Raw genomic sequence first — 25,200 nt, 5'->3', positions numbered from 1 at the left:
TGTTTTAAATTTAGGCCTTTTAGCCCTTTTTATAACTCTTCAGGTCTTTCTTTATCAGCTCCAGAACTTTCTCTTCTGGAACTTCAGAAAGGTTTATCCACTTAAAGCCGGGCTCCTTCCTGAACCAGGTGAACTGCCGTTTTGCAAATTCCTTAGTTCTCCTTTTAAGAGTTTTTACAGCTTCATCAAGGGTTTTCCTGCCCTTTAAGTAGTCTACCATTTCCTTGTAGCCGAGGGCCTGGAATGCCGTCGTATCCTCTCCGAACTTTAAAAGCCCTTCCGCTTCCCTCAAAAGCCCTCTCTTAATCTGAGAATCAACTCTGTTCTCTATCCTTTTGTAGAGCTCCGGCCTGTTCCGGTAGAGAAAGTAGCCAAGGAAGGGATATCTGGGCTTTTCAGACCAGACCTTAAACGATGAGAGTGGCCTTCCTGTCAGCCTGTAAACCTCTAAAGCTCTAATTATCCGCTTCCTGTCCCTCTCGCCGATTTTCTTTGCGTACTCAGGGTCAACAGAGAGGAGTTCCCTGTATAGAGCTTCTGTAGGGAGTCTGGAGAGCTCCCTCCTTACCTCCTCGCTTGCCGGCGGAGTCTCTGGAAGGCCGTAAAGAAGAGCCTTTATGTAAAAACCCGTTCCCCCAACAACTATGGGGTATTTTCCCTTACTCCAGATTTCCCTTATGGCCTCATCAGATAGCCGAACGAAGTCTGCAACGGAGAACTTTTCATCTGGTTCAACAACGTCTATGAGGTAGTGGGGAATTTCCTTCCTTATCTCTTCTGAAACCTTATCGGTTCCGATGTCCAAGCCCCTATAAACCTGCATAGAGTCGGCAGAGATTATCTCCCCGCCTATTTCCCTTGCAAGTTTCAGTGAAAAGTCTGTTTTACCGGCTGCAGTTGGCCCCGTTATAACGATTAAAGGTTTTTTCTCCATTTAACCTTCTAACTGCCTCAAACTATTCTCAAGCCTCTTTAAGACCCTCTCCTTTCCAAGGAGCTCTGAGAGGATGGGGAGCTCCGGTCCGCTCATCTTTCCTGTCAGTCCAATCCTTATGGGCATAAAGAGGTTCTTACCCTTAACTCCAACTTCCTTTCCAACCTCCTTGACTAACTTCTTAAAGGACTCCTGGGAGAGCTCTCCTTCAAAACCTGAAAGTTTCTCCTTAAAAGCCTTAATAACCTCAAGCCTCTTAGGGTCTTCTGAGATGAACTCCTTAGCTTCAGGCTGAACCTGAAAGTCGTCTTTAAGGAATGTTTCCATGTAAACGGGAGCGTCTGAAAGAACTGTAAAGTATTCCCTCGTAACCTCTACAACCCTCTCAAGCCACTCTCTACTGAAACCTGAAAGGTCAAAACCGGCCTTTTCAAGGTATGGGATAACGAGGTCTGTGAGCTTGTCTATCGGGTAACTCCTTATGTAGACCTGGTTGAGCCAGTTGAGTTTCGTGGTGTCAAAAACGGCAGGGGCGCTGTTTACGTCTTTTATGTCAAACCTCTCTATGAGCTCCTCCATTGAGAGAACTTCTTTTCCGTCCTTCGGATACCAGCCAAGGAGAGCTAAGAAGTTTGTAAAAGCTTCTGGAAGGTAGCCCTTTTCCTTAAACTCCTTAACAGAGGTGGAGCCGTGGCGTTTAGAGAGCTTTGACCTGTCCTGTCCTAAAATCATTGGAAGGTGGGCAAACTGTGGAACGTCAAAGCCTAAAGCCCTGTAAAGAAGTATCTGCTTGGGAGTATTTGAGATGTGGTCTTCTCCCCTTATAACGTGAGTAATCTTCATAAGGGCATCGTCTATAACAACAACGAAGTTGTAAACCGGCATCCCGTTTGAACGGACGATTACAAAGTCACCACCAAGCTGGCGGGAGTTTATCTCTATCCTCCCCTTGACAAGGTCTTCAAAGACAATAACCTCATCCTCAGGAACCTTAAACCTTAAAACAGGTTTTCTCCCTTCAGCTCTCAACTTTTCTTTCTCTTCTTCGGTTAAGTGTCTGCACTTGCCTGTATACCTTGGGGGCTCACCCCTCTCAAGCTGTTCTTTCCTCATTGCGTCAAGCTCTTCAGGGGTGCAGTAGCACTCATAGACAAGCCCTTTCTCCTTTAGCTTCTCAATAAACTCCCTGTAGATGGAAAGCCTCTCAGACTGCCTGTATGGGCCGTAAGGTCCTCCTACGTCGGGCCCTTCGTCCCACTCAATTCCCATCCACCTTAAAGCCTCGTATATGACGTTAACGGCCTCTTCGCTGTGCCTCTCTATATCCGTGTCCTCAACTCTTAAAACGAAGGTTCCGTTGTTGTGGCGGGCAAAGAGGTAGTTAAAGAGGGCAGTCCTTGCGTTTCCAACGTGCATGAATCCCGTTGGGCTCGGCGCAAACCTTACTCTTACGCTCATCAATTTCCTCCTAAAAACAAGCTTGGTGGAAATTTTATAATCAAACCTATGGAAGAGAAAGTTAAAAAGGCTGCAGCTTTAAAGTATGAGAGGAGAAAAGATAGAGCTCCCCGCCTGGTAGCAAAGGGAACGGGGCCCATTGCAGAGAAGATTGTTGAGCTTGCAAGGGAAAACGGCGTTGAAGTTTTAGAGGACAGGGAGCTTGTTGAGTTTCTGGTAGCCTTAGATGTAGGGCAGGAGATACCGCCGGAACTCTACAGGGCAGTTGCAGAGGTCCTCGCCTACGTTTACAGGATTACTCGCCGAAGAACTCCTTAATGATGGCCTCAGAGATTTTGTGAGGGTTAACCTCGTACCTTCCCTCTTTTATGGCCCTCTTAATCTCTTCAACCTTTTCCTTAGAAACTTTTTCAGGCTCTAAAGAAGAAATCTCCTCGGTTATCTCAACAGAGATTCCTTCAAACTTATGAACCTTTTTAGCCGTAGAGCCCTTTTTACTTACAGTCTCTTTCAGCTCTCCCGAGAGGAGTTTCAGGAGCTCCGACGAAAGGCCGTTTATCCTCAACTTTTGCCCTCCTGAACGTTCCAGTTAAATTATCGGAAGTTCCCCCCATAAATTTATACCTGAGGAAGGCTTTTCAAAACAGCTCCGGTAATCCCCCTTAAAGAGAACTCCTCCGGAACAGTATAGCAGGAGAAGCCAGCATTCTCAATTGCCCTTTTTGTTGTTGTTCCTATGGGAATGAGCTTTACGTTTTTAAGGAGCTCCGCCGGAATCTGAGAGAGGAGAGACTTAAAGTTTGAAGGGCTTGTGAAGGCTGCAAAATCAACGCCAGCTTCAAAGAATTTCAAAATCTTTCCACTGTTTGACGTATCCTGAACAGTCTCATAGACAATTAACTCCTCAACAACTGCCCCCTCTTCCTTTAAAAATTCTGAAAAGACTCTCCTTGCAACCTTTGGCCTGACAATCAGGAATCTAACTCCGCATAAATTTTGATTTTTAAATAGTTCAACAAGTCCTTCACCGCTGAACTCTGAGGGAACCAGTGGAGAGAATCCAAGTTCTCTCAATTTCTTAGCAGTTGAGGAACCAACGGCAACAACACTTCCCTTTACCCAATCAGCAGGAACTTTCTCAAAGAACCACTTAACGCCGTTCTTACTTGAAAAGACAACGTAATCTGGAAAGAAAGCTCTAACAATCAGAGGGTTAAAATCAACAGGAACCGTTTTTATAAGGGGAAGGGAGAGGAGCTCCACTCCCACACTTTCAAGTTTTTCCTTTAAATCAGAAGGGAGCTCTGCCGATATGAAAACCCTTACTGGCACTTCATAAGCTCCTCTAAAATCTCTCTTCCTCCGGCAGAGAGGAGCCTCTCTGCAACGGAAACACCTATCCTGTCTGCATCTTCAATTGAAGAGAACCTGAAAACACCCTCTTCCTTATGGAAAAACTTTCCATCAAGGTCTGATATAAAAGCCCTGACGTGAACCCTGTCCTCGTTTACAACGGCATAACACCCGAGAGGAACCTGACATCCTCCCTCAACCGTTCGGAGAAAAGCCCTCTCAACGGCTGCAGCAACCTCAGATTCGTAAGAGTTGATAGCCTCACGAACAATTCTCTCTATCTCTTCATCACCCTCTCTCCCCTCTATTCCTAAAATACCCTGAGAAACAGAGGGAATCATCCTGTCGGGAGAGAGAATTTCGTCTATCTCATCTTCCCAGCCGAGCCTCTTAACACCAGCAGCTGCAAGGATTATTGCATCGTACTGGCCCTCTTTCAGCTTCCTTATCCTGGTATCAACGTTTCCCCTCAGATCTCTTATCTCAAGATCCGGCCTCAAAATCCTCAGCTGTGCCTTCCTCCTCAGAGAGCTCGTTCCAACAACAGCTCCCTCAGGTAAGGTCTCAAGGGTGTATTTACCGTTAGAGAGGAACGCATCCCTTGGGTCTTCCCTGTCTGAATAGGCTATGAGCTTTAAGCCCTCCGGAAGCTTACTGGGAACGTCTTTAAGGCTGTGGACAGCTATGTCAACATCTCCTCTCAGCATTGCCTCTTCAATCTCTTTAGTAAAAAGGCCTTTATCTCCAATCTTTGCAAGGGGAACATCTAAGATTTTGTCTCCTTTTGTTGTTATCTTTACAAGCTCAACCTCAACTTCTGGAAACTTCTTCTCTATCTGCGCCTTTACCCACTCAGACTGCCACAGGGCTAACTTGCTCTTCCTGGTTCCTATTCTTATCTTCATCCAACTACTCCTTGCTCAGTCCAAAGATTTCCCTGAATATCTGGACAACCTGATTTCTCGTCTCTTCCTCAACGGCCTTCTTCTTAACGTTGGTTATGGGCTGGTGGAGGAGCTTGTTGATGATTATTCTGGTTATGTTGTCAACCTCCTGCTCCTGCTCTGGAGTTAAACCCAGTTTTGGAAGCCTCTTAGAGAGAACCTCTTTTCTGATTGACTCTGCTTTCTCTTTCAGCTCTGCGATGAGTGGAGCAACCTCTAACTCTCTCAGCCACTTCATGAAACGCTCAACGTATCCCTCTATTATCTCCTTGGCTACTTCAGCCTCCCTGAGCCTCTCCTTTATGTTGGCGTCAACAACCTGCTGAAGGTCGTCTATATCGTAAACGTAGAGGCCTTCGTAGTCGTTTAACGCAGGATCTATATCCCTCGGAACGGCAATGTCTATCAGGAACATTGGACGGTGCTTTCTGGTATTAAGGGCTGGAAGGACGTTCTCAGGGGTGAGGACGTAGCCGGGAGCTCCCGTTGAGCTGATAACGATGTCTGCCATCTTTAAAACGGTTTCAAGCTCTGTGAGAGGGAACGCCTTTCCTCCAAACTCCTCGGCAAGCTTTTGAGCCCTTTCAAAGGTTCTGTTAACAACAAAAACTTCCGAAGCTCCGTTTGTTATGAGGTGCTTAACGGCAAGCTCTGCCATCTCTCCGGCACCTATTATCGCCACCCTTTTACCGTGTAAGTCCCCAAATATCTTCTTTGCAAGCTCAACCGCCGCAAAACTTATTGAAACTGCGTTTTTAGAAATCCCCGTTTCAGTTCTCACCCTCTTAGAAACCTTAAGTGCAGTCTCACAGAACCTGCAGAGGACCGTTCCTACGGTTCCCAGCTCCTTAGCAAGTGAAAAGGCATCCTTGAATTGTCCAACTATCTGGGGCTCCCCCACAACCATAGAGTCAAGGCTTGAGGCAACGTAGAAACCGTGGCGAACGGCGTCTTTGTCCAGTTTCCTGTAGAAGTGCTGGTTTATCTGGTCAACAGAGGCTCCCTTTTCGTCTATCAGGAAGTCAACAACCTCTTTAAAAGGCGTCTCAGACCTGGTGGTGAAGTAGATTTCAACCCTGTTGCAGGTTGAAAGAATCATGCTCTCCTCAATTGAAGGAAGGGAGTTAAGTTTAAGAAGGGCCTTCTCAAGCTCCTCTCCCTTAAACGAGAACTGCTCCCTTACAGATACGGGAGCTGTTTTGTGGCTCACCCCCAGACAGCACAGTTTAAGCTCTTTCATCGTTTCCCTCTACCCCTTAAAAGAGTGGACATCTTTGCTTGATAATAAATTTACTCCGAAAAAGTTTAACACTATTACAAATAAACCTAAAATGTTGAGATAGCAGAACCTCTTTCCCCTCCACTCTCCGTAAAGGTATAGGTGGATTATCCCGGCATAGACAAACCAGGAGATAAGGGTAGCAACCTGTTTTGGATGCCAGCTCCAGTAGGTTCCAAAAATCTTCTCAGACCAAACAGCACCGGCAAACATTGAAAGGGTTATGAAGAAAAACCCAAGTGCAACAGAGTGGTAGATTACGGATTCCATAAGAGATAGGGAAGGGAGTTTCTGGAAGAAAACTGAAAACTTCTTCTTCTTAAGGTGGTTCTCAAAAATGAGGTATAGGATAGAGAGAAGAGAGGCAAAGATAAAGGCGCTGTAGCCTAAAAAAGCCGAAACTATGTGAACCATTCCAACAATTCCCACGGGGAAAACTTCTTTCGGAGCTCCAGAAACTAAAGAGGAGATGAAGGCAAAGAGAGTTGCCCACGGCATAAGGAATGCGCCGGAGAGGGAGAGTTTATGTTTGGTTGAGAAGTAGAGGTAAACGGTAACCACGCTGATTGCGAACAGAAGGAATGCTCCCTTTGGAGTGAAGAGGCTTACAGAACCGTTTTTAACAATCAGGAAAATAAGGGCCAATAGGTTTGTAAGGAAGCCGAACCTTGCCGAGTATAGCCCAACAGTTGCCAGTTTTTCTTTCCGGAAAAGGAGATAGAGGAGATAGTGGAGAGTTGATATACCGTAAAGGACAGCTGTTGAGTAGGTAAAAACTTCCGGACTCATGGCTGAGATTATATCAACTGGAAAAACTCTTCAGAAAGGAACTTCTCCCTCTTTTTCCTGTAAGATGGATAGAGGTTAGAAAGGAGCTTTATCAACCTCTCAGCCTCTATTTGGCCGGGAGCTACAGGTTTTCCAAAGAAGGTGTACGTAAGGAGTGAGCCAAAGGAGAAACCGACAACCCTTGTAAATGAACCTACTTCTCCCATAACCATGAAAATCTTTGGGTAGTCAAATTTAGAGAGAACACAGCAGACCCTTGCAGCGTCTTCCTGACTCTTTCCCATAAAGGCAACTTTAACTATATCTGCTCCCGATTCTTTACACCTGTTGACTATCTCCTCAATTTCTTCTTCTGAAGGGGTTTTCTCAAAATCGTGGTAAGAGACTATCAGCTTTTTCCTATCCTCTCTGACCATAGAGGCGACTTCTGGCAAAAGGGAGCTCCTCAGCTCAACGTCAACAGCCCCCGTTGCAGGGTGTTTAACTATAACCTCAAAGAGCTTCAGCCTTTCAGATTCCTCTCCTTTAAATTCTCCACCTTCCCAGACAGGCCTTAAAGTTGAAACAGCATAGAAGCCGAAATCGGCAACTGTATCTAAAAACCTTCTGATGGTTTCAGGAGTTATTTCAGATAACAGGTCTAAACGGGCTTCAACAAGGTCTATTCTCAATCTTCTGGCTTTCTCAAGGTTTTCCTTCAGGTTTTCTCCATTTAAGGCAACTATTACAGCCGGCTCTTTTCCAAGCTCAACAGTCCCTATCTGCATCACTTCTCCCTGTGCCTGTAGCTGACAACTTCAACATCTTCAAGAACCACAAGCCCTTCTTCAAGGATTTCGTCAAGAACCTTAAGGAAATCCCTTATTTTCTCCTCCCGGTCTATGATTTCTACAACAACGGGAAGGTTCTGTGAGAGGCGCCAGACGGAGAAGGTGCGGAGCTCCGAGTGGGCCCCTATACCGGCAGCGGCCTTAAAAACTGTCGCTCCCGCCAATCCCTTTTCCTTAACAAGCTTCAGTATATACTCCCAGAGAGGCTTCCCTTCGTATTTATCTTCTAGGTCAACGAATATTCTCAGGAGTTTCCTCTTTCCAACAATTCCCTTCATCAGTAGCTCCTGGTTACCCTCAAAACTTCCTCTGGTGTAGTTATACCTTTTGCAATTTTTATCCTTCCAATCTCCCTTAAAGTTCTCATCCCGTGTTTTTTAGCCAGCTTCCTTATCTCATCAGCATTTTTTCCTTTCACTATAGCATCTTTAATTTCAGGAACAACCTCCATAACCTCGTAGAGGGCAACCCTTCCTTTATATCCCGTGTAGTCACACTTCTCGCAGCCCTTTCCTTTGTAGGTCTGAAGATGGGCTATCTCCTCATCTGTAAAGCCTACCTCTTTTAAAACTTCAGGTGGATATTTGTAAGGCTCTTTACAGTAAGGGCATATCTGCCTTGCAAGTCTCTGAGCTATGACCAGAATGACAGATGAAGAGACCAAAAAAGGTTCTATTCCCATATCAACAAGCCTTGTTACGGTGCTGGGAGCGTCGTTTGTGTGAAGGGTTGAAAGAACCAGGTGACCGGTTAAAGCGGCTTCAACGCCAATTTCGGCCGTTTCTGTATCCCTTATCTCTCCAACCATTATGATGTCTGGGTCTTGACGCAGGAAGGCCCTTAGAGCCCTTGCAAAGGTCAGGCCAATTTCAGGATTTACCTGAACCTGGTTGATACCGTAAAGGTTATACTCAACCGGGTCTTCAACGGTCATTATGTTAACTTCAGGCTTGTTGACTGTAAGGAGAGAAGAGTAAAGGGTTGTTGTTTTACCTGAACCTGTAGGGCCTGTAACAAGAACCATTCCGTATGGTGAGTGGATAGCCTTAAGGAGCAAGTTGTATTCCCTCTCTTCAAGGCCGAGTTCTGAAAGGTCAAGCTTGAGAGCTCCCTTGTCCAAAATCCTGAGAACAACCTTTTCCCCGTAAATTGTGGGAACCGTTGAAACCCTAAAGTCTATCTGCCTTCCTTTAAAGGTTGCTTTCATACGGCCGTCCTGGGGGAGCCTTTTCTCAGCAATGTCTAAACCGCTCAAAACTTTTATACGGGCAACAACGGCATCTTTTATTTCAGGCGAGTACTTTGCCACAACTCTTAAAACGCCATCTACACGGTAGCGGATGCGGAGCTCCTTTTCAAAGGGCTCTATGTGAATGTCTGAAGCCCCTTTCTGGATAGCCTCAAGGATGAGGGCGTTCACCAGTTTAACTATAGGAGCTTGAGATGCAAGACTCTTTAAGTCATCAAGACTTACAACTTGAGAAGTGATAGAGACAGTTTCAAAACCTTCCGTTTCAGAAGCTACTTTCTCCTTTTCAAGTTCAGACTTTAAGCGTGAAAAAAACTCCTCTTCTGCTTTTCCATAAACCTCAATCAGTTTCTCTCTTATTCTGAAAGGAAGAGCAACGTAAGGTTGAACCTTAAAACCGGTAGTAAACCTAATCCTTTCCCTTATTTGAATATCAGAAGGGTTTGCCATTGCAAGTTTTAAAACAGGCCCTTTTTTATCAAAGGGAAGAACCAGAAATTTCTCGGCAGTAACCCTCGGAACTATCTTAACGATGTCGGGGGGAATCTCTATCTTCCTTAAGTCTACTGCCGGGAAGTTGTAAAACTCAGATAGAAGGGAAAGGAGCTTATCTTCAGTAACGACCTTTTTCTCTATAAGTGTCCTCTCCCAATCGGGGCCTTTAAGGAGCTGGGGTGGGACCCCCAGCCTTTCCGAAATGAACTCCTTTAGTTTTGCCTCATCGGCCTTCTGCATTATCGGATTTAACCTCCTTTAACAGCAGCTGCCAATTTATGGAGAAGTTCCGCCGGACTTTTAACAGGAAATTCTATCTTATCAATGAGTTCTTCAGCTGAAACGTCTTTAACTTTTATTCCCTTAAGCCTTTCTTTGAGCTCCTTTTTCTTAGATTCGTCAACAGGGAAATCCATACCTTTAATGGCTTTAAGAACATAAACAGGCCATACAAGGCCTATATCCGGGCAGGCTGCAGCCGGCTGGCCGGATTCTGCAGCTTCCATGGGCTTTTTAATGTACTCCTCACACAGATAAGCAACGAAGGAAACGTAATCGTTTCCTTTCTTAACCTCCTCGTAGGCTTTTTTAGCAAGTCCACCAGCAGTGTGAACTTTAACTTCTCCGCTTTCAAGCTCTCCTTTGAGTTTCATCATTACAAGCTCTGGATCTGCAGAGAGCATATTCCTGACAGTCTGCTTCGTAAGCCCTAAAAACTCTGCAATCTCATCATCAGTTTTCATGGCTTCATACTTGAGAACAACTGCATAAGAGGCTTCCATAAGGCTTGGAACCCAGGTCAGATTCCTGTACTCAAACAGAGCTCTCGGACCACCTATCAACTCTATAGCTTTAAGAAAAACTCTTAAAGCGAGAGCATCGTAATCCACCTCTTTTGGTTTCACTTCTACTACCATCGCTCCCTCCTTCAAAGGATTTTTCACATTTTTTAAATTATATTCTGTCTGAAGCAAATTGTTAGAATTGGGCAAACTAAAAGGGGAAAAATAATGGACAGGAGAGCTCTCCTTAAATCGCTGCTACTCGGTAGTCTGTTTGCTGAACTTACCGATGAAGCAGAGGCAAAAAGACATCCTGTTATACTGCGAATCCGATACTCTTCAACAGAGGCAAGAACCAGAATTGTTCTTGACTGCACCCATACAGTTCTAAGGAAGAGCATAAAAGAGAAATTCAAAAGGAATATACTCTGGCTTGACCTTAACGGAGTTGGAGCCGTAAGGAAGCTTAAACGATACCTAAAAAGCCCTCTGGTTAAAGAGGTTGAAGTTATCCCGATAAGCTACAGAAGAACAAAAGTAAAGATTGTTTTCAAAGAACCCCACAGGTTTAAGATATTCGGCCTTAAAAGCTGTGGAAGAAGACCCTTCAGAATCGTTATTGACGTTTTCCCGGAATTTGTAACTACAGAGTGCAAAGTAAGAAAAACTCCCCAAAGGGTTGTTGTTATTGACCCGGGGCACGGCGGTAAAGATCCGGGAGCCGTATGGCCTGTTAGGTCAAAACACCCCAAAATTGAGGAGAAGTGGATAACCCTCTCCATCGGACTAAAAGTGAGGAAATACCTGAAAAAGAATCCAGACATAAAAGTTGTAATGACAAGAACCCGAGACGTTTACGTTCCGCTTCTTAAGAGGGCAGAAATTGCTGCAAAGTCGTGTGCAGATGCATTTGTAAGCATCCACGCAGACTCTATGCCAAGATATCCCCAGTGGAGCGGTGTAACGGTATTTAAAGCTTCACCGAGGCTCTTTGCAAAGGCTGAGAATACTGCAAAAGCGGTGGCAAAGAACGTGAGGCTCTGCAACGACGTTATGTGTTGGAGTATAAGCCCTCTTCTCATAAACCTTGCAACAACTGTAACCTTTGCAGAGAGCTCCAAGCTGGCAGAAGCTATAGTTCAGAGCCTTAAAGCACACGTAAACGACGAGCTCATAAACGGAATCAAGGACATGTATAGAAACATTCTGGTTCTCAAGACTCCCGGAAGACCTGCAGTTCTCATAGAGAGCGGTTTTATGACAAACCCTCTGGATAGAAAAAGGCTTGTTAAAGACTGGTATCAGGACGAGATAGCAAAGGGAATAGCTCAGGGAATTGAACGTTACATACAGTCTCTTAACACCGTTGCAATGGTAGAGGAGTAGGATGGCTGTTTTCCACTTTAAGGAAAAGAGTTTGAAAGGGGAGCTCCGAACCCCCAGCGACAAGTCAATCTCCCACAGATCAGTAATGCTTGGAAGCATAAACAGAGGTGAGGTTGTTGTAAGGGAGTTTTTAAGGTCTGAGGACTGTTTAAACACACTGAAGGCCTTTTTAGAGTTGGGAGCTGAAATAGACGATAGGGGAAGTGAGATAGTAATAAAGGGGAAAGGAAAGCGCTCACTGAAGGAGCCTTTCAACGTTATAGACCTCGGGAACTCCGGAACTTCCATAAGGCTGATAAGCGGAATCCTCTCTGGCCAGCCTTTCTACTCCGTTTTAACTGGAGACCGGTATTTAAGGCGAAGGCCCATGGACAGGATTGCCGTTCCCTTAAGGGAGATGGGAGCTCTCATATTGGGAAGGGAAAACGGCAAATACCCGCCCCTTACGATTGTTGGAAGGGAGAAGCTGAAGGGGATTGACTATAAAAGTCCCAAAGCCTCCGCTCAGGTAAAGTCTGCAGTTCTGCTGGCAGGCCTTTTCACAGACGAGCCGGTTTCTGTTACAGAACCTGCTAAGAGCAGAGACCACACAGAGAGAATGCTGAGGGCATTCGGCGTTGACATTGAAGTTGAAGGTTTAACTGTAAGGTTAGGGAAAAACAGAGAACTCAGCAGAGACCTTGAGATAACAGTTCCTGCAGACATCTCATCCGCTGCGTTCTTCATGGTTGGAGCAGCGATAACTCCAGGCTCAGAGGTTGTTTTAAAAGAGGTAATACTCAACCCCACAAGAACAGGGATTTTAAATGTCTTTGACAGAATGGGAGTTAAATACGAAATACTAAACAGAAGGGAAACCTCCGGAGAGGAGATTGGAGATATTGCCGTTTACTACTCTCCAGACATTAAAGCAACTGAGATTAAGGGAGATGAGATTCCGACCCTCATTGACGAACTTCCCGTTATTGCCCTCCTTGCAACTCAGGCTGAAGGGGAAACCGTTATAAGGGATGCGGCGGAGCTCCGGGTTAAAGAGAGCGACAGGATTAAGTCAACGGTTGATAACCTGAAGTCCATTGGGGCGGATGCAGAGGAGCTCCCCGACGGAATGGTAATAAGGGGAAAGGCTAAACTAAAGGGCGGAAAGGTCAAATCTTACGGAGACCACAGGATAGCAATGACCTTTACCGTTGCTTCCTTAATAACTGAAAATCCCGTTGAGATAGATGATACAGGGTGCGTCTCAACATCTTATCCTGGATTTTTCAAAGACCTTGAAAGGCTCTTAACTTGAGGGCTGACAGGAACGTTCTCCTGTTAGGATTGACAAGCTTTATAAACGACGTTTCAAGTGAGCTCATCTCTGCCGTTCTCCCCCTCTTTATCTCTCAGCTTGGTGGGGAAGGAGTTGCTCTTGGTATGGTAAGTGGCTTGAGGGAGCTCCTCTCAAACGGCCTTAAACCATTTTCCGGCTACCTCTCTGACAGATTTAGGAAGAAAAAGCCCCTAATAGTTTCAGGTTATCTCGTTTCTGCCATTTTCAAGCTCCTGATAGGCTTCTCAAAGAACGTGAATCAGGTTGTTCTCAGCTCAACACTTGAAAGGGTGGGAAAAGGTTTAAGAACAGCACCAAGGGATGCTCTCATTTCCCTCTCCAAAGGAAAAAGCGGCAAAAAATTTGGAATCCACAGGAGTATGGATACAGCGGGAGCCCTTGTAGGTGTTATCCTCGCCACGCTTCTAATCTATCTGGGCTTCTCAAACAGAACCGTAATCCTTACAGGCGGAGTTATCTCTTTTTTCAGTCTGGTTCCTCTAATTCCCGTAAAAGAGGTTGAAACGGCAAGCCCTAAAAAGGAAAATCTTTCAGAAAGAAAAGAGCCGCTAAACAGGGAGTTCTTCAAAATCCTTTTAGTTCTGACCCTCTACTCGGCGGGAGCTCTCAGCTTTATGTTCCTCATCTTCGTTGCAGGAAAAGAGACTTCAGAGGAAACAGCTTTACTCCTCTACCTTCTCCTAAATATTGCCTACCTTTCAACATCCCTCCCTGCAGGGAATCTTTCCGACAGGGCAGGGAAGACGAGAGTCCTCTCGGCGGGATACGCTATCTCAGCAATATCCCTTCTTTTCCTTGCCGTCCATAAAAACCTGCTTCTTTTAACCATTTCATTCCTTCTTTACGGCATTGCCATGGGAATTACAGACACGGTTCAGAGAGCTCTCATTGGAGAGATAACGGGAAAGACAAAAAGGGGAACGGCCTACGGCCTGTTTCACGGGATTACAGGGGTGGGAGCTCTTGCAGGTAATCTCTCCGCTGGTTACCTGTGGAACTTGTGGGGAAACGCCTCTTTTCTCCTCTTCTCACTGTTTTGCTTCCTCTCATCAGCCCTGATGGGAAAACTTATCAGGAGTTAGGATCTCCCCTACAGGTCTTTAACAACATCCTGAACTGAACCGGATACTCCAAGACCAACATCAATACCAAACCTTCTGAAAAACTCCTGAGCTTTTGTCCCCATACGGTAGGCAACAATTCTTTCAACTCCCCAGCTCTTAAGGAACTCCGGCAGTGCCCCTTCCGTATGTTCAAGGAGGGGGTTCTCCCTTACTTCAACGGAAACTCCACCTTCACCGATCTCAACAACGGCGAAATAGGGAGCTCTCCCAAAGTGTTCACAAACCGGAGAGTCAATTCCCCTGTTTTCCTCTACAGGTATCGCTATCCTCATTTAGTAGTTTAGAACAGAATTCGCTATTACTAACAATATATTGTAAAGATTCTTCTGCGCCACTCTTGACACCGCACAAACCAGAGATTTAGATTTTAATCAGAACCTTAATTAGGAGATACTAACTATGGAAGTAATTCCGAAAAGAAAGTTTAAGTGTTTAGACTGCGGAGAGGAGTTTGAAGTTTCCTTTGGGAAGCCCCGCTGGATGGTAACCTGCCCTAAGTGTGGAAGCGAAAACCTTGTAAGGGTTGACGTTCCTACAGGTCAGGGCTGGGGATTCAGGAGAGGAGCTGGCGCAGGAGCCGGTAGAGGCTGGTTTGGTCGCAGACGCGGTAGAGGGTTCTGTCGCTGGTGGTAATAGGGAGCTCCCCTCCCTTTTTAATTTATCGGTTGCAGCCAACGGAACTATGCCTATGTTAGAACCTAGTGAACAAGATTCAGAGGCAAAATGTGGGAGAGATAATAATTAAAGTGTCAGGTAACATAAAACAGGTTTTTGATAATATAGATGAAGCTTTAGATAAATTACAGGAAATGAAAAACATAGAAAATCAAAAAAAAGCCCTAGAGTTTTTCATAAAGAACGCTGGAACATTACCAGAAGATTTTAAAGTTTCCGAGGAAGAACTGCATATGCAGGGCGATTGAAAGTGTTTTTAGATAGTAGTCTAATAATTGAGGGTCTTAAAGGTAATCCTGAAGCCCTAAGGATTTTAATCAAACTAACAAAACTTAGTATCAGGCTTTATATTAATAGTGTTGTTGCAAGTGAAGTTGTCTATCAGTTGCACTCAAAAAGAGGATATAACCTGAAGCAGCTGGAACAACATCTTCTAAGCTTTTCAATTCTGGAAACGAACGAAAAAACGATAAACCTTATGTTTAACCTGATAGAGAAATACGCACTAAAACCAAACGATGCACTAATCTTAGCAACCTGTAAGCAATACAATATCTCCCATTTAATCTCTCTGGACTCCGACTTTAAAGAAGCCTGTGAAAAGGAGAAAATTATCCTTATCAACTCAGCCCAGAAGTTAGAAAAAGCTTAACCGATAGAACCATATTAAACCGCTACAGGTTCGGTAACCTCTTTCCGTCTGAGGATCGCCTTTTCCGGAATCTCTACCTCTCCGTCAAACGAAATTACGGCCTGCTGGTTGGGGTTTGCCGAGTCTGTCTCAACTAACCGGTCTTTCTTTAAGACTTTTATCCCTGAAACTTTGAGCTTTAGAACCTCTGCAGAGGGGGTGAAAACCTCAACTTCGTCTCCAAGGCTTACCTTGTTCCTCACCTGCCAGAGGCCGTTTCTGAAAATTCCTAAGAACTTGTAGTTCCTGATGTATGAACTCGTCTCGTAGTGCTGGAGGACTTCGTTACCTCCTTTTAAAAAGCCAAGGGTGTAAGGCCTGTGGCTCACCTTCTCAAGCTCTTCTAAGAGGTGTGGGAGCTCCCTCCTGAACGCCTCTCTATCGGAGAGGATCAAGTCAACTGCCCTCCTGTAAACGCTTGTTGTTACGGCAACGTAGTAGGCAGACTTAACCCTACCCTCAATTTTCAGTGAATCAACGCCGGCGTCTATCAGCTCATCTAAAACGGGAAGTGCACAGAGGTCTTTTGAGTTGAAGATGTATGTTCCGCTTTCGTCTTCCTCTATCGGGTAGAACTCCCCCGGCCTTGTCTCCTCAACAACGTAGTACTTCCAGCGGCAGCTCTGAGAACAGGCTCCCTTGTTGCTCTCCCTGTGGGAGAGGTAGTTTGAGAGGAGACATCTTCCGGAGTAGGCCATACACATAGCACCGTGAACGAAAACTTCAACCTCCATGTCGGGAACTCTCTCCTTAATCTCCCTGATTTCAGGAATGGAGAGCTCCCTTGCAAGAACAACCCTGCTCGCTCCCAAAGATTTATAAACTTCAACTGCCCTGTAGTTTGTTGTGTTGGACTGGGTGCTTATGTGGACGTCTATTTCGGGAGCTCTCTCTTTAACCGTTTTAAGAACTCCCAAATCGGAAACGATAAAGGCATCGGGGGAGAGGGTTTTAACGGCGTCAACAAACTCCTCTACTGCCTTAAAGTCTGAGTTCCTTGCAAAAGCGTTAAGCGTTATGTAGACCTTAACACCCCTGCTGTGGGCGTAGTCAATCCCCTCAGCCATCTCATCTATGGTAAAGTTTCCGGCCTTTGCCCTCAGGTTAAAGAGCTTCCCACCTAAGTAAACGGCATCTGCTCCAAAATCAACGGCAAACTTCAGCTTCTCAAGGTTTCCAGCAGGCGAGAGAACTTCAGGCTTCCTCATAGTATCTCCTCTGCAAAAATTCACTGTTAAAATTTAGACTTAATAGACCTTATTGAGAACCTTTTTCAAAAAGGGGGCGTTTTGGAGTTAGCACTACAGTTTTTAAAGGCTTTCTGGGAATTTACAAACTCAATAAGCCTCTACCTACTATTAGGCCTCTTCCTTGCCGGGCTACTCCACGAGATTTTCCCGGACGACTTTATAAAGAAACACCTTGGAGAGAAAAAAATCTCTTCTGTTTTCAAGGCTGTTCTCTTTGGGATTCCCCTGCCCCTCTGTTCCTGCAGCGTTATCCCGTTCATAAGCGCACTTAAGAAGAAGGGGGCAAACAGCGGAGCAGTTCTGGCGTTTACGATTGCAACTCCAATAACCGGGGTTGATTCAATTTTTGCCACCTACGGTGTTTTCGGATGGCTCTTTACGGTTCTTAGAATCGTTGCCTCAACAGTTATTGCAGTTGTCGCAGGAGTTGTAGGCCTTTTCACATTGAAAGGAGAAGAAAAGGTTGAAACTTCCACCTGCGGGTGTTGCGGCTGCAGCTGTTCGGTTCCGGCAGAGGAGAAAGAAAAGAAGTTCTCACTCCGGGGAGCTCTCCGCTACGGCTTTAAGAACATCCTCTCAGACATTGCAAAACCTCTGCTGGTTGGTTTAATCGTTGGAGCTCTCATAACTGTTTTAGGCGAAAACTACCTGAAAACTGCCCTTTCAAGCTCTCTCTTTGGCTATACAGCAGCCCTATTAATTGCCGTTCCGATGTACGTCTGCGCAACCTCTTCCATTCCCATAGCGGCATCTCTCATTCTGGCGGGAGCTCCCCCGGGAGCGGCTTTCCTCTTCTTAACTGCAGGCCCTGCAACAAACGCCGTTTCAATTGGGGTTGTAAAGGAAACTTTAGGGAAAAGGGCAACTGTTGTTTACCTCTTAACAGTTATCATCGGAAGCCTTCTCTTTGGCCTTTTAATAGACTACACGTTCCATCAGTTCCACATAGACCCGAAGAGCGTTTTAAGGGTAGAGGAGTCAAACGGCCTCTTAAACATGGTCTCCTCTGTTATACTCTTAACACTGTGCGTCTATTACGTTTTTAAGAAAAAGTGGGGGAAAAGTTGAGAAAACTGATTCCCATACTTGCCTTAACTCTCATTTTCAGTGAAGCTGAGGCCAACAACTGCCTTAAGTGTCACAGAAGAATAGAGAACATCGTTCCGCCAGAGAGCAAAATGGCAAAAGCCCTTAAAGCCGTTGCCAAAAGAATTGGATACCCCGACAACACCTGTATAGTGTGCCACGGTGGAAACCCTGAGGGAAAGACGGAGAAAGAGGCTCACTCTGGAACCGTTGAAGCCCTTAAAAAGATAGGCGGAGCGGAAGATTTCTACCCTGACCCTGGAAGCCCGTGGATAAACAAGCACACCTGCGGACTGTGCCACAGGTTTGAGGTAAAGGTTCAGAAGACCTCTCTAATGTTTACAGAGGTGGGGAAGATTCAGGGAGCTCTCTGGGCTTTCGGCGGCCTTGAAGGATACAACCACAGAGTTGCCAACTACAAAGTTAAGAGCGGAAAGCTCTACGGAACAGACGAATACAGGAAATACGTGGAAGAGCTGAAAAAGGCTGAACCTCAGCTTTTCCCCGAAGAGACCGTTCCGGTTCCGAAAGCTCCAAAGGCTGAAGAAGTTGAAAAAGACGTAAGAAAGGCCGTTTACACATACCTGAGGGAAGAGTGTTTAAGGTGCCACACAGGGGTTAAGGGAAGGACAAAGAGGGGAGACTACAGGGGAATGGGCTGTTCTGCCTGCCACGTTCCCTACTCAAACGAGGGCTACTACGAGGGGAAAGACCCAACAATTCCAAAGGATAAACCGGGCTACCCGCTGGTTCACGAGCTTCAGGGAACAAGGAGCTTAAAGGTAAGAGTTCACGGAATAACCTACAGCGGTATTCCAGTAGAGACCTGCAACTCCTGCCACAACAGGGGAAAGAGGATAGGGGTTTCATACGAAGGGCTTATGGAGTCTCCCTACGGCTCTCCCTACTCTGAAGACGGTTCAATGCAGCCAAAACTCCACACAAAGCGCTACATCCACCTGCACCCAGACGTCCACTACGAAAAAGGGATGACCTGTCAGGACTGCCACACAACCCTTGACATCCACGGAAACGGAATAGTTGCAGGAACAAACCTTGCGGCTGTGGAAGTTGAGTGTCAGGACTGCCACGGAACGGTTGATAAGTTCCCGTGGGAGCTCCCCTTAGGCTACGGCGACGAGCTTGAGGGGAATTACAGAAAACCCAGGGGCGTCGTTTTCAAACTTCCAGACTACATGAAATTTGGAAAAGTCTACAAACCGGAAGACGGATACCTCTTAACGTCAAGGGGGAATCCCTTTGGAAATGTTGTCCGCAGGGGGAACTTAGTTGTAGTTCACACCGCCGGCGGGAAAGACCTGATACTTAAACCTTTAAAACTCCTATACGAAGAAGGAAAAATCCCCAAAGAAGCCCTCGTTGCAATGAAGTTCGTTAAAGGCCACGGGAAGTTAGAATGTTACACCTGCCACTCAGACTGGGCTCCCCAGTGCTACGGCTGCCACGTAAGGATTGACTACTCCAAAGGGAAAAAGCACTGCAACTGGCTGTCTAAAGGCGAAGAGCACCTGAAAAACGGCCTTGAAGGAAAGGGGAAGAAAATAGATGGAGAGGTAAAGGAGACGAGAAGCTACTTAAGGTGGGAGAACCCGCCCCTTGTCGTTAACGGAGAACACAGGGTCTCTCCGGCAATTCCCGGCTGCCAGACAGTTATAACCGTTATAGGGAAAGATGGAAAACCGATAATCCTCAACCACATCTTCAGGGTTCCAGATGCTGAAGGTGCAGGAAAAGAGGGGCAGAGGACAATAGACATAGCCCCCGTTCAACCCCACACAGTTTCAAAGAGGGCAAGGAGCTGTGAAAGTTGCCACAACAACCCTGTAGCAATGGGGTATGGAATTTCCGGCGGAAGGCTGATGGCTCCCCCTGATAAACCCTACGTTGTTGACATAAAAACTCAAGATGGAAGAGTTGTTCCCGAAAGGGCAAGGGTTCAGATTAACGCAATTCCAGACCTGCCGTCAGACTGGAGCAGGTTTGTAACAGAAACGGGGAAACAGCTCCAAACGGTAGGCCATCACTTTAAGGGCTCAAGGCCGCTGAACAGCAGGGAGAGAGCTCTCCTTGACAGGCGGGGAGTCTGCCTTGCCTGCCACAAAAAACCGTTCCCTCAGGTTGAGCCGGCAGGGTTCTTGCTTGACCACCTTGAGAAAGTTTTTAAGCTGAAGAGGTGAAAGAAGGGGAGCTCCCGCTCCCAGGTTTAATTACCTAAACCTTTAACAACGTTCTTAACGGCATTTACAGTCTCTTTAGCCTGGTTTACCTTCTCTTTCGCCTTCTGTATTTTTGAAGGTATCTCCTCAACCTTCACGTTTTTAACAGCCTTTTTTACCTTCTCTACAGTAGAAGAGGCTTTATTTCCTGCCTCTTTCTTCTGCTCCTGAGCTTTTTGGACAGTCTCATTAGCAGCCTTCTGGGCACTTTCAGCTTTCTCTTTAGCAGCAGAAGTTCCGCTCTTTACAGCATTGTGAACAGCGTTTTTAACAGATGAAGCCGCATTACCCGTTGCTTTTTTAGCGGAGTGAGCTACAGAAGAGGCTTTGCCAGCAACAGTTCCAGCACTTTCCTCAGTAGATTGAGCAGTAGCTCCGGCCTTCTGGCCTGCAGACTCAACTTTCTCCTGCATCTGACTTTTAATGTTTGAAGTCCCCTTTTGTCCTTCCTCTTTATTGAAGCAACCACTTAAGGTTACTCCGGAAACAGCAAAAGAGGTCAATGTAAGAACTGTAAGGAGTTTCCTCATCTTTTCCCCCTATAAAGTTTTGTTTTGAATTAATTGGAAAGTTTAGACCTTTAAGGGGGAAGTTTCTTTAATTTTTATTATTTCCGAAGGCCTAAAAGGAGAAGGGGGAGCTCCCTCCCCCAGAAAAATAATTAATCTTCAAGGGTTGAGAGGTCTCCCGGGTCAATGCCGAGCTCTTTTGCCTTAAGAACCCTCCTCATAATCTTCCCACTTCTTGTTTTTGGAAGCTTGTCAACAAACTCAATTTCAGATGGAACGGCAAGAGCTCCAAGCTCCATCTTAACGTGGTACTTAAGGTCTTCAACAAGCTTGTCAGAAGCCGCCACACCCTCTTTAAGGATTACAAAGGCTTTAATAGTTTCACCCTTAACGGGATCCGGCTTACCTATAACCGCAGCCTCTGCAACTGCCGGGTGGGAAACGAGGGCAGACTCAACCTCCATCGTTCCAATCCTGTGGCCGGAAACGTTAATAACGTCGTCTGCACGGCCTAAAATCATTATGTAGCCGTCTTTATCCTTAACTGCAACATCGCCGGCCGTGTAGCAGTTGGGAATTGTGTTCCAGTACTGCTCGTACCTTTCGGGATTCTTCCAGATTGTCCTCATCATGGAAGGCCACGGATACTTAACTACTAAGAATCCGCCCTTATCAACTTCAACAGGGTTTCCTTCTTTGTCAACAACGTCTGCAATAACGCCTGGAACGGGCTTTCCGGCTTTTCCGGGCTTCATGGGAAGGCCGTCAATGGTTGTAATCATTACGGCTCCTGTTTCTGTCTGCCACCAGGTATCAACTATCGGGCACCTCTCCTTACCGATTACCCTGTAGTACCAGAGCCACGCTTCAGGGTTTATGGGCTCACCAACGGAACCTAAAAGCCTTAAAGAAGAGAGGTCATACTTGTTTGGCCACTCCTCTCCTGCCCTCATGAACATCCTTATTGCTGTAGGAGCCGTGTAGAAGATGTTTACGCCGTACTTCTCAACTATCCTCCACCAGCGGCCGTAGTCGGGGTAGTTGGGAGCTCCCTCTGCAATCACCTGAGTAGCTCCTGCAACAAGTGGACCATAAACGATGTAGCTGTGGCCCGTAATCCACCCTGGGTCTGCAGTGCACCAGAAGACGTCGTCGTCTTTCAGGTCAAAAACGGTCTTCATTGAGTAGTAAGTTCCAACCATATAACCGCCAGTTGTATGGAGAACCCCCTTTGGCTTACCTGTTGAACCGGAAGTGTAGAGGATAAAGAGCGGGTCTTCTGCATCCATGACTTCAGGCTCGCAGTAGTCTAAGTGGCCGTCCATGAACTCGTAGAAGTCAACTTCCTTCTCACCAATCAGGTCAACTTTCGGCTCAAGCCTCCTCAGAACAACAACCTGCTCAACAAACGGAAGGTCTAAAATGGCCTCGTCAACAATCCTCTTAAGAGGAATAGCCCTTCCACGCCTTATTGTTACGTCGGCGGTTATGACCATTTTGGCTTCTGCGTCCTCAATCCTGTGGCGGAGAGCTGGAACGCTAAAACCTGCATAAACAACAGAGTGGATTGCACCTATGCGGGCACAGGCAAGCATTGCAACAACCTGCTCAACAACTAAGGGCATGTAGATAACTACCCTGTCTCCCTTCTTTATCCCTGCGGCCTTCAGGGCATTGGCGAATTTATTAACGAGCCTGTAGAGCTCCCCGTAGGTTACAACCCTCTCGTTTCCAAGTTCATCTTCCCAGAAGAAGGCAACCTTGTTCCTCTTTCCGTTTTTAACGTGGCGGTCTAATGCGTTGACGGTTATGTTTGTCTTCCCACCAACAAACCACTTGGCGTAGGGGTAGTTCCACTCAAGGACTTTCTCCCACTTCTCATACCAGAAGAGCTCCTCGGCAACCCCTGCCCAGAACTTCTCAGGGTCTTCAAGGAACCTTTTGTACTCTGCCTCGTAGTCCTTTACATTCGCCCTTTCCACAAACTCTTTCGGCGGCTCAATAACCAGCTCTTTCTTTAGTAGATGGTCAAGTTTTTCCTCTGCCATACCTACCTCCTCTATTTGGTTATGCCGTTTTTGACTCAGTTAAAACAGTCTTAAATCCAACGTACATGGCCAGAGCTCCACACAGTATCCCTTCCCAGCCGGCAAAGTGTTTTATGACGGAACTCCCTGTATAGTCTCCAATGGCTAAGAGGAAAAAGAGAATCCATAAGGTTATGAAAACCGCCTGAATGTCCCAGCCGTGCTTCGTAACGTAGAGAACTATCCACAGGAGAAATGTGAAAATCCCCCAGATAGTTAGATAAGCTACTATTCCCCCCTTATCCGGGCCTGCCCACCAGCCCCATTTAGACATTAGGAGAAGGAAGACAAGGGTTTCCCAGAAAAGGCCGTAGGATGAGAAGGCGAGAGCTCCAAAGGTATTACCTTTTTTAAATTCAAAGATACCTGCAATTACCTGGGCAAGGCCTCCGTAGAAGATTCCCATGGCAAGGATCATCGTCCCAAGGCCGAAAAGCCCCGCATTGTGAAGGTTTAAAAGAACAGTTGTCATACCAAAGGCAAAAAGGCCTAAAGGTGCAGGGTTTGCGATCTTCCCCTCCATAACGCCTCCTCCTCTAATTTTATTACCAGTTGTAGATAGCAGACATCATGAACCTTTCACCGTGCTCAACATCTCCCTTGTAGAGGGTTTCCTGGTGGTCCCACTCAGCCCCAAGGGAAACGTTTGGCGCAAGGCTGTAAATGACGTTCCCAAATGCCCTCCAGTTCTTCTCATACGTTCCTGCCTTGTCTGCATCGTCGTTGTCCGGGTTGTCCATTCCTGCCCCAAGGTTTACTGTGAACTTCCTGTAGGGCTTCACCGTCAGCTGGACAAATCCTCCCCAGGTCTGGAGTTCGTCAAGTCCGTTTCCGTTCTTGTAGTGGGGGGTTGTGAAGACCAAGAAGTCTCTCTTTGTAAGCCCCTGACCTACGTATGCCTCTCCCTTTATTCCCATCGGAACTATCAGGTTGAAGGGAACGTTCCACTCTAACGCCGCCAGGTAGTCCGATACGTCGTCTTTTACTCCATCTACTTCGTCGCTTCCGTGTCTGTAGGCCCCTCCAAGGGCTAAGTAGAGGGGTTTCCCGGTTCCCAACAGGTCTCCCTTGTAGAAGATTTTTGCTCCTACCCAGGGCATTCTCATTCCTACGTGGTCTGTCGTGGCTGAGCTTTTCCACGCTGTTCCAAGGATTCCAAATCCATTGCTAAAGGTCTGGGTTATTGTTACCTGGGGTGTCCTGTCCCACAGGTTTCCAGAACCGCCCATGCTTAGGAAGTCTAAGGTTGACGCCATCTGGGAAGCTATTGGGATGTAGTCCTGTCCTATTCTGATGTTTGTCCCCTCTCCATTGCTGAAGTTGATGTATGAGAGCCTTATCCTGAATCCTCCGTTGTCTTCTCCACTTCCTCCAAGTCCGTAGAAGTCTCCCTCTATCCTTCCTGTTATCTTCCAGCCGTCTGCTTCAGGACCGTTGATGATTAAGCCTATTCGGGTGTCTTTTACGTTGAAGGTTGACCTGTCCTGCCTGTCTCCTTTGGGGAGTCTTGTTATGAATGCGTCTGTTCCCATGTTGTGGGTGTCGTAGATGGCGTCCATTTTGATTCTACCGTAGAGTTTTACTCCGCTCTTTAGTCCCGTTACTGCCCTTGCCCCAACGCCCCTCTGGGCTTCAAGTTCAGAGAGTTTCTCCTGGAGCTTTGTCATCTGCTCCTGGAGTTTCTGAATCTGGGCTTTCAGCTGAGAAACTTCGTCCTGGGCAAGTGCAGGCTGGAACAGAAAAGCAAGGGATGTTGCCGTTAACAATACTCTTCTCATCCTCCTTCCTCCTCCATACTGTTAAACTGTGTTGCGATTATTGTAGCAAAATTTTAATATTTCCTTATACAATATATTTAACATAGTATCTAAATTTGTTGTAAACACCCTGTTAAAAGGATGTAAAAATGAAGGTTCTCCTGATAGAGGATGACAAAAGTCTGGCAAAGGAAATCGTTGATACGTTTGACCTTCACGGTATAGAGGTTGAAACAGGAACCAGCAGGGACGACATCTTTCACAGGAACGGCTACTCTTTTCTGATTTTTGACTTAACACTCCTTGGAAGTAAAGGTCTTGAGATGTGCAGGGAAATAAAGGAGAGAAAAGGTATTCCTATTATTGTTCTGAGTTCCGTCTGTGACGTTAACACAAAAGTGAAGTGGTTTGAAATGGGGGCAGACGACTTTCTGGTCAAGCCGTTCAGCACAAGGGAGCTCCTTGCAAGGTGCCTTGCGATAATGAGGCGCTACAGGGAAAAGCTGAAAAACGTTCTAGAGTTTGAAGGAATTATTCTCAAAAAGAAGGAAGGGCGGTTAATAATCGGGGAAAGGAGTGTAAATCTGACAAAGATTGAGCTTGAGATTCTGGAGCTCCTAATAAAGTATTCAGAGGAAGTTCTACCAAAAGAGTTTATCCTCCAAAAGGTATGGAAGGGAAAGGGAAACACAAGAAGCCTTGACGTTTATATCTACAGGCTGAGAAAAAAATTGGGGGATAAGGGTAAACATCTGAAAACATTAACAAACGTTGGCTACATCTTGACGAGGAACATTTAAATCTTAATGCTAAAAGCTCAGGGAGAAATTCTTTTTAGATTACAAGGAAAAGTTTATTTCAAATTTTGTAAGGTTTTCTAAGTCTAAAGACTGCATTCTATCAGAAGGAGCTCTTAGAACTGTTGCTGTTGTGATTTACGATTCACTTT

The 25,200-nt window shown here is 46.1% G+C and carries 27 protein-coding genes; 10 read left to right on the top strand and 17 right to left on the bottom strand.

Annotated features, from left to right (window positions below; all coding sequences use genetic code 11):
- Nucleotides 1-19 precede the first annotated feature (19 nt).
- Nucleotides 20-934 carry a tRNA (adenosine(37)-N6)-dimethylallyltransferase MiaA gene (gene miaA / locus F8H35_RS02515; protein WP_472571996.1) on the bottom strand — a complete coding sequence of 305 codons (915 nt, stop codon included), beginning with the start codon at nt 932-934 and terminating at the stop codon, nt 20-22.
- Nucleotides 935-2,392, bottom strand: a complete 1,458-nt coding sequence (gltX, locus tag F8H35_RS02510) for a glutamate--tRNA ligase (RefSeq protein ID WP_472571995.1) — start codon at nt 2,390-2,392, stop codon at nt 935-937.
- Between the two features lie 48 nt (nt 2,393-2,440).
- Here gltX and F8H35_RS02505 point away from each other — a divergent pair, with 48 nt between their 5' ends.
- Nucleotides 2,441-2,710 (top strand): EscU/YscU/HrcU family type III secretion system export apparatus switch protein, encoded by a 270-nt coding sequence (locus F8H35_RS02505; RefSeq protein WP_472571994.1) that lies wholly within the window; start codon nt 2,441-2,443, stop codon nt 2,708-2,710.
- Here the strand turns inward: F8H35_RS02505 and flgM are convergent.
- The 9 genes from flgM to F8H35_RS02460 are packed head-to-tail and all read right to left on the bottom strand — an operon-like array spanning nt 2,688 to nt 10,248.
- On the bottom strand, nt 2,688-2,957 hold the full coding sequence (gene flgM, locus F8H35_RS02500; protein ID WP_472571993.1) for a flagellar biosynthesis anti-sigma factor FlgM: 270 nt from the start codon (nt 2,955-2,957) through the stop codon (nt 2,688-2,690). The two genes, F8H35_RS02505 and flgM, sit on opposite strands and share 23 nt — an antisense overlap.
- A 53-nt stretch (nt 2,958-3,010) precedes the next feature.
- On the bottom strand, nt 3,011-3,724 hold the full coding sequence (locus F8H35_RS02495) for a uroporphyrinogen-III synthase (protein WP_472571992.1): 714 nt from the start codon (nt 3,722-3,724) through the stop codon (nt 3,011-3,013).
- Nucleotides 3,715-4,650 (bottom strand): hydroxymethylbilane synthase, encoded by a 936-nt coding sequence (gene hemC / locus F8H35_RS02490; protein WP_472571991.1) that lies wholly within the window; start codon nt 4,648-4,650, stop codon nt 3,715-3,717. The genes F8H35_RS02495 and hemC overlap by 10 nt, the downstream gene beginning before the upstream one ends.
- 4 nt (nt 4,651-4,654) lie before the next feature.
- A complete protein-coding gene (gene hemA / locus F8H35_RS02485) occupies nt 4,655-5,929 on the bottom strand; it encodes a glutamyl-tRNA reductase (RefSeq protein ID WP_472571990.1) in 1,275 nt (424 codons plus the stop codon).
- A gap of 9 nt (nt 5,930-5,938) precedes the next feature.
- Entirely contained in the window at nt 5,939-6,757 is an 819-nt protein-coding gene (locus tag F8H35_RS02480; RefSeq protein ID WP_472571989.1) for a cytochrome C assembly family protein, read from the bottom strand.
- A gap of 8 nt (nt 6,758-6,765) precedes the next feature.
- On the bottom strand, nt 6,766-7,524 hold the full coding sequence (gene aroD / locus F8H35_RS02475; protein ID WP_472571988.1) for a type I 3-dehydroquinate dehydratase: 759 nt from the start codon (nt 7,522-7,524) through the stop codon (nt 6,766-6,768).
- Complete coding sequence (locus tag F8H35_RS02470; protein ID WP_472571987.1) at nt 7,524-7,865, bottom strand: DUF190 domain-containing protein; 342 nt, start codon at nt 7,863-7,865, stop codon at nt 7,524-7,526. The genes aroD and F8H35_RS02470 overlap by 1 nt, the downstream gene beginning before the upstream one ends.
- Nucleotides 7,865-9,571: a type IV-A pilus assembly ATPase PilB gene (gene pilB, locus F8H35_RS02465; protein WP_472571986.1), complete on the bottom strand. Its 1,707-nt coding sequence runs from the start codon at nt 9,569-9,571 to the stop codon at nt 7,865-7,867. The genes F8H35_RS02470 and pilB overlap by 1 nt, the downstream gene beginning before the upstream one ends.
- Nucleotides 9,572-9,579: 8 nt before the next feature.
- Nucleotides 9,580-10,248, bottom strand: a complete 669-nt coding sequence (locus F8H35_RS02460; RefSeq protein ID WP_472571985.1) for a bacterio-opsin activator — start codon at nt 10,246-10,248, stop codon at nt 9,580-9,582.
- Between the two features lie 93 nt (nt 10,249-10,341).
- Here F8H35_RS02460 and F8H35_RS02455 point away from each other — a divergent pair, with 93 nt between their 5' ends.
- Genes F8H35_RS02455 through F8H35_RS02445 form a run of 3 tightly spaced genes read left to right on the top strand, consistent with a single transcriptional unit; the run spans nt 10,342 to nt 13,917 of the window.
- Nucleotides 10,342-11,499 (top strand): N-acetylmuramoyl-L-alanine amidase family protein, encoded by a 1,158-nt coding sequence (locus F8H35_RS02455; protein ID WP_472571984.1) that lies wholly within the window; start codon nt 10,342-10,344, stop codon nt 11,497-11,499.
- Between the two features lies 1 nt (nt 11,500).
- Nucleotides 11,501-12,793: a 3-phosphoshikimate 1-carboxyvinyltransferase gene (gene aroA / locus F8H35_RS02450; protein WP_472571983.1), complete on the top strand. Its 1,293-nt coding sequence runs from the start codon at nt 11,501-11,503 to the stop codon at nt 12,791-12,793.
- On the top strand, nt 12,790-13,917 hold the full coding sequence (locus F8H35_RS02445; protein ID WP_472571982.1) for an MFS transporter: 1,128 nt from the start codon (nt 12,790-12,792) through the stop codon (nt 13,915-13,917). The genes aroA and F8H35_RS02445 overlap by 4 nt, the downstream gene beginning before the upstream one ends.
- 8 nt (nt 13,918-13,925) lie before the next feature.
- Here the strand turns inward: F8H35_RS02445 and F8H35_RS02440 are convergent, their stop codons facing one another.
- Nucleotides 13,926-14,231 (bottom strand): NifB/NifX family molybdenum-iron cluster-binding protein, encoded by a 306-nt coding sequence (locus F8H35_RS02440; protein WP_472571981.1) that lies wholly within the window; start codon nt 14,229-14,231, stop codon nt 13,926-13,928.
- A 127-nt stretch (nt 14,232-14,358) separates the two neighbouring features.
- Between F8H35_RS02440 and F8H35_RS02435 the strand changes: the two genes are divergently transcribed.
- The 3 genes from F8H35_RS02435 to F8H35_RS02425 all read left to right on the top strand — a co-directional run bounded on the left by F8H35_RS02435 (nt 14,359) and on the right by F8H35_RS02425 (nt 15,286).
- Nucleotides 14,359-14,592 carry an FmdB family zinc ribbon protein gene (locus F8H35_RS02435; protein ID WP_472571980.1) on the top strand — a complete coding sequence of 78 codons (234 nt, stop codon included), beginning with the start codon at nt 14,359-14,361 and terminating at the stop codon, nt 14,590-14,592.
- Nucleotides 14,593-14,684: 92 nt separating this feature from the next.
- Entirely contained in the window at nt 14,685-14,882 is a 198-nt protein-coding gene (locus F8H35_RS02430) for a hypothetical protein (RefSeq protein ID WP_472571979.1), read from the top strand.
- Between the two features lie 2 nt (nt 14,883-14,884).
- On the top strand, nt 14,885-15,286 hold the full coding sequence (locus F8H35_RS02425) for a PIN domain-containing protein (protein ID WP_472572046.1): 402 nt from the start codon (nt 14,885-14,887) through the stop codon (nt 15,284-15,286).
- Nucleotides 15,287-15,300: 14 nt separating this feature from the next.
- Here the strand turns inward: F8H35_RS02425 and F8H35_RS02420 are convergent, their stop codons facing one another.
- Nucleotides 15,301-16,533 (bottom strand): peptidase U32 family protein, encoded by a 1,233-nt coding sequence (locus F8H35_RS02420; RefSeq protein WP_472571978.1) that lies wholly within the window; start codon nt 16,531-16,533, stop codon nt 15,301-15,303.
- An 81-nt stretch (nt 16,534-16,614) separates the two neighbouring features.
- Between F8H35_RS02420 and F8H35_RS02415 the strand changes: the two genes are divergently transcribed.
- Together F8H35_RS02415 and F8H35_RS02410 are read left to right on the top strand one after the other, a co-directional pair.
- Nucleotides 16,615-17,643, top strand: coding sequence for an SO_0444 family Cu/Zn efflux transporter (locus F8H35_RS02415; RefSeq protein WP_472571977.1), 1,029 nt, complete (start codon nt 16,615-16,617; stop codon nt 17,641-17,643).
- Nucleotides 17,640-19,859, top strand: a complete 2,220-nt coding sequence (locus F8H35_RS02410) for a multiheme c-type cytochrome (RefSeq protein ID WP_472571976.1) — start codon at nt 17,640-17,642, stop codon at nt 19,857-19,859. The genes F8H35_RS02415 and F8H35_RS02410 overlap by 4 nt, the downstream gene beginning before the upstream one ends.
- A 26-nt stretch (nt 19,860-19,885) precedes the next feature.
- Here the strand turns inward: F8H35_RS02410 and F8H35_RS02405 are convergent, their stop codons facing one another.
- The 4 genes from F8H35_RS02405 to F8H35_RS02390 all read right to left on the bottom strand — a co-directional run bounded on the left by F8H35_RS02405 (nt 19,886) and on the right by F8H35_RS02390 (nt 24,272).
- On the bottom strand, nt 19,886-20,428 hold the full coding sequence (locus F8H35_RS02405) for a hypothetical protein (RefSeq protein WP_472571975.1): 543 nt from the start codon (nt 20,426-20,428) through the stop codon (nt 19,886-19,888).
- Between the two features lie 131 nt (nt 20,429-20,559).
- Nucleotides 20,560-22,455 (bottom strand): acetate--CoA ligase, encoded by a 1,896-nt coding sequence (gene acs, locus F8H35_RS02400; protein WP_472571974.1) that lies wholly within the window; start codon nt 22,453-22,455, stop codon nt 20,560-20,562.
- Nucleotides 22,456-22,474: 19 nt separating this feature from the next.
- Nucleotides 22,475-23,017: an acetate uptake transporter gene (locus F8H35_RS02395; RefSeq protein ID WP_472571973.1), complete on the bottom strand. Its 543-nt coding sequence runs from the start codon at nt 23,015-23,017 to the stop codon at nt 22,475-22,477.
- Between the two features lie 22 nt (nt 23,018-23,039).
- A complete protein-coding gene (locus tag F8H35_RS02390; RefSeq protein WP_472571972.1) occupies nt 23,040-24,272 on the bottom strand; it encodes a DcaP family trimeric outer membrane transporter in 1,233 nt (410 codons plus the stop codon).
- A 128-nt stretch (nt 24,273-24,400) separates the two neighbouring features.
- On the opposite strand from F8H35_RS02390, the gene F8H35_RS02385 reads away from it, so the two are divergent.
- Nucleotides 24,401-25,051: a response regulator transcription factor gene (locus F8H35_RS02385; protein ID WP_472571971.1), complete on the top strand. Its 651-nt coding sequence runs from the start codon at nt 24,401-24,403 to the stop codon at nt 25,049-25,051.
- Nucleotides 25,052-25,200: the final 149 nt, after the last annotated feature.

The organism is Thermovibrio sp. (assembly GCA_015488335.1).
Taxonomy (GTDB): domain Bacteria; phylum Aquificota; class Aquificia; order Desulfurobacteriales; family Desulfurobacteriaceae; genus Balnearium.
Note: the sequence above shows the minus strand (reverse complement) of the source record. Positions and strands in the feature narration are given on the sequence as shown.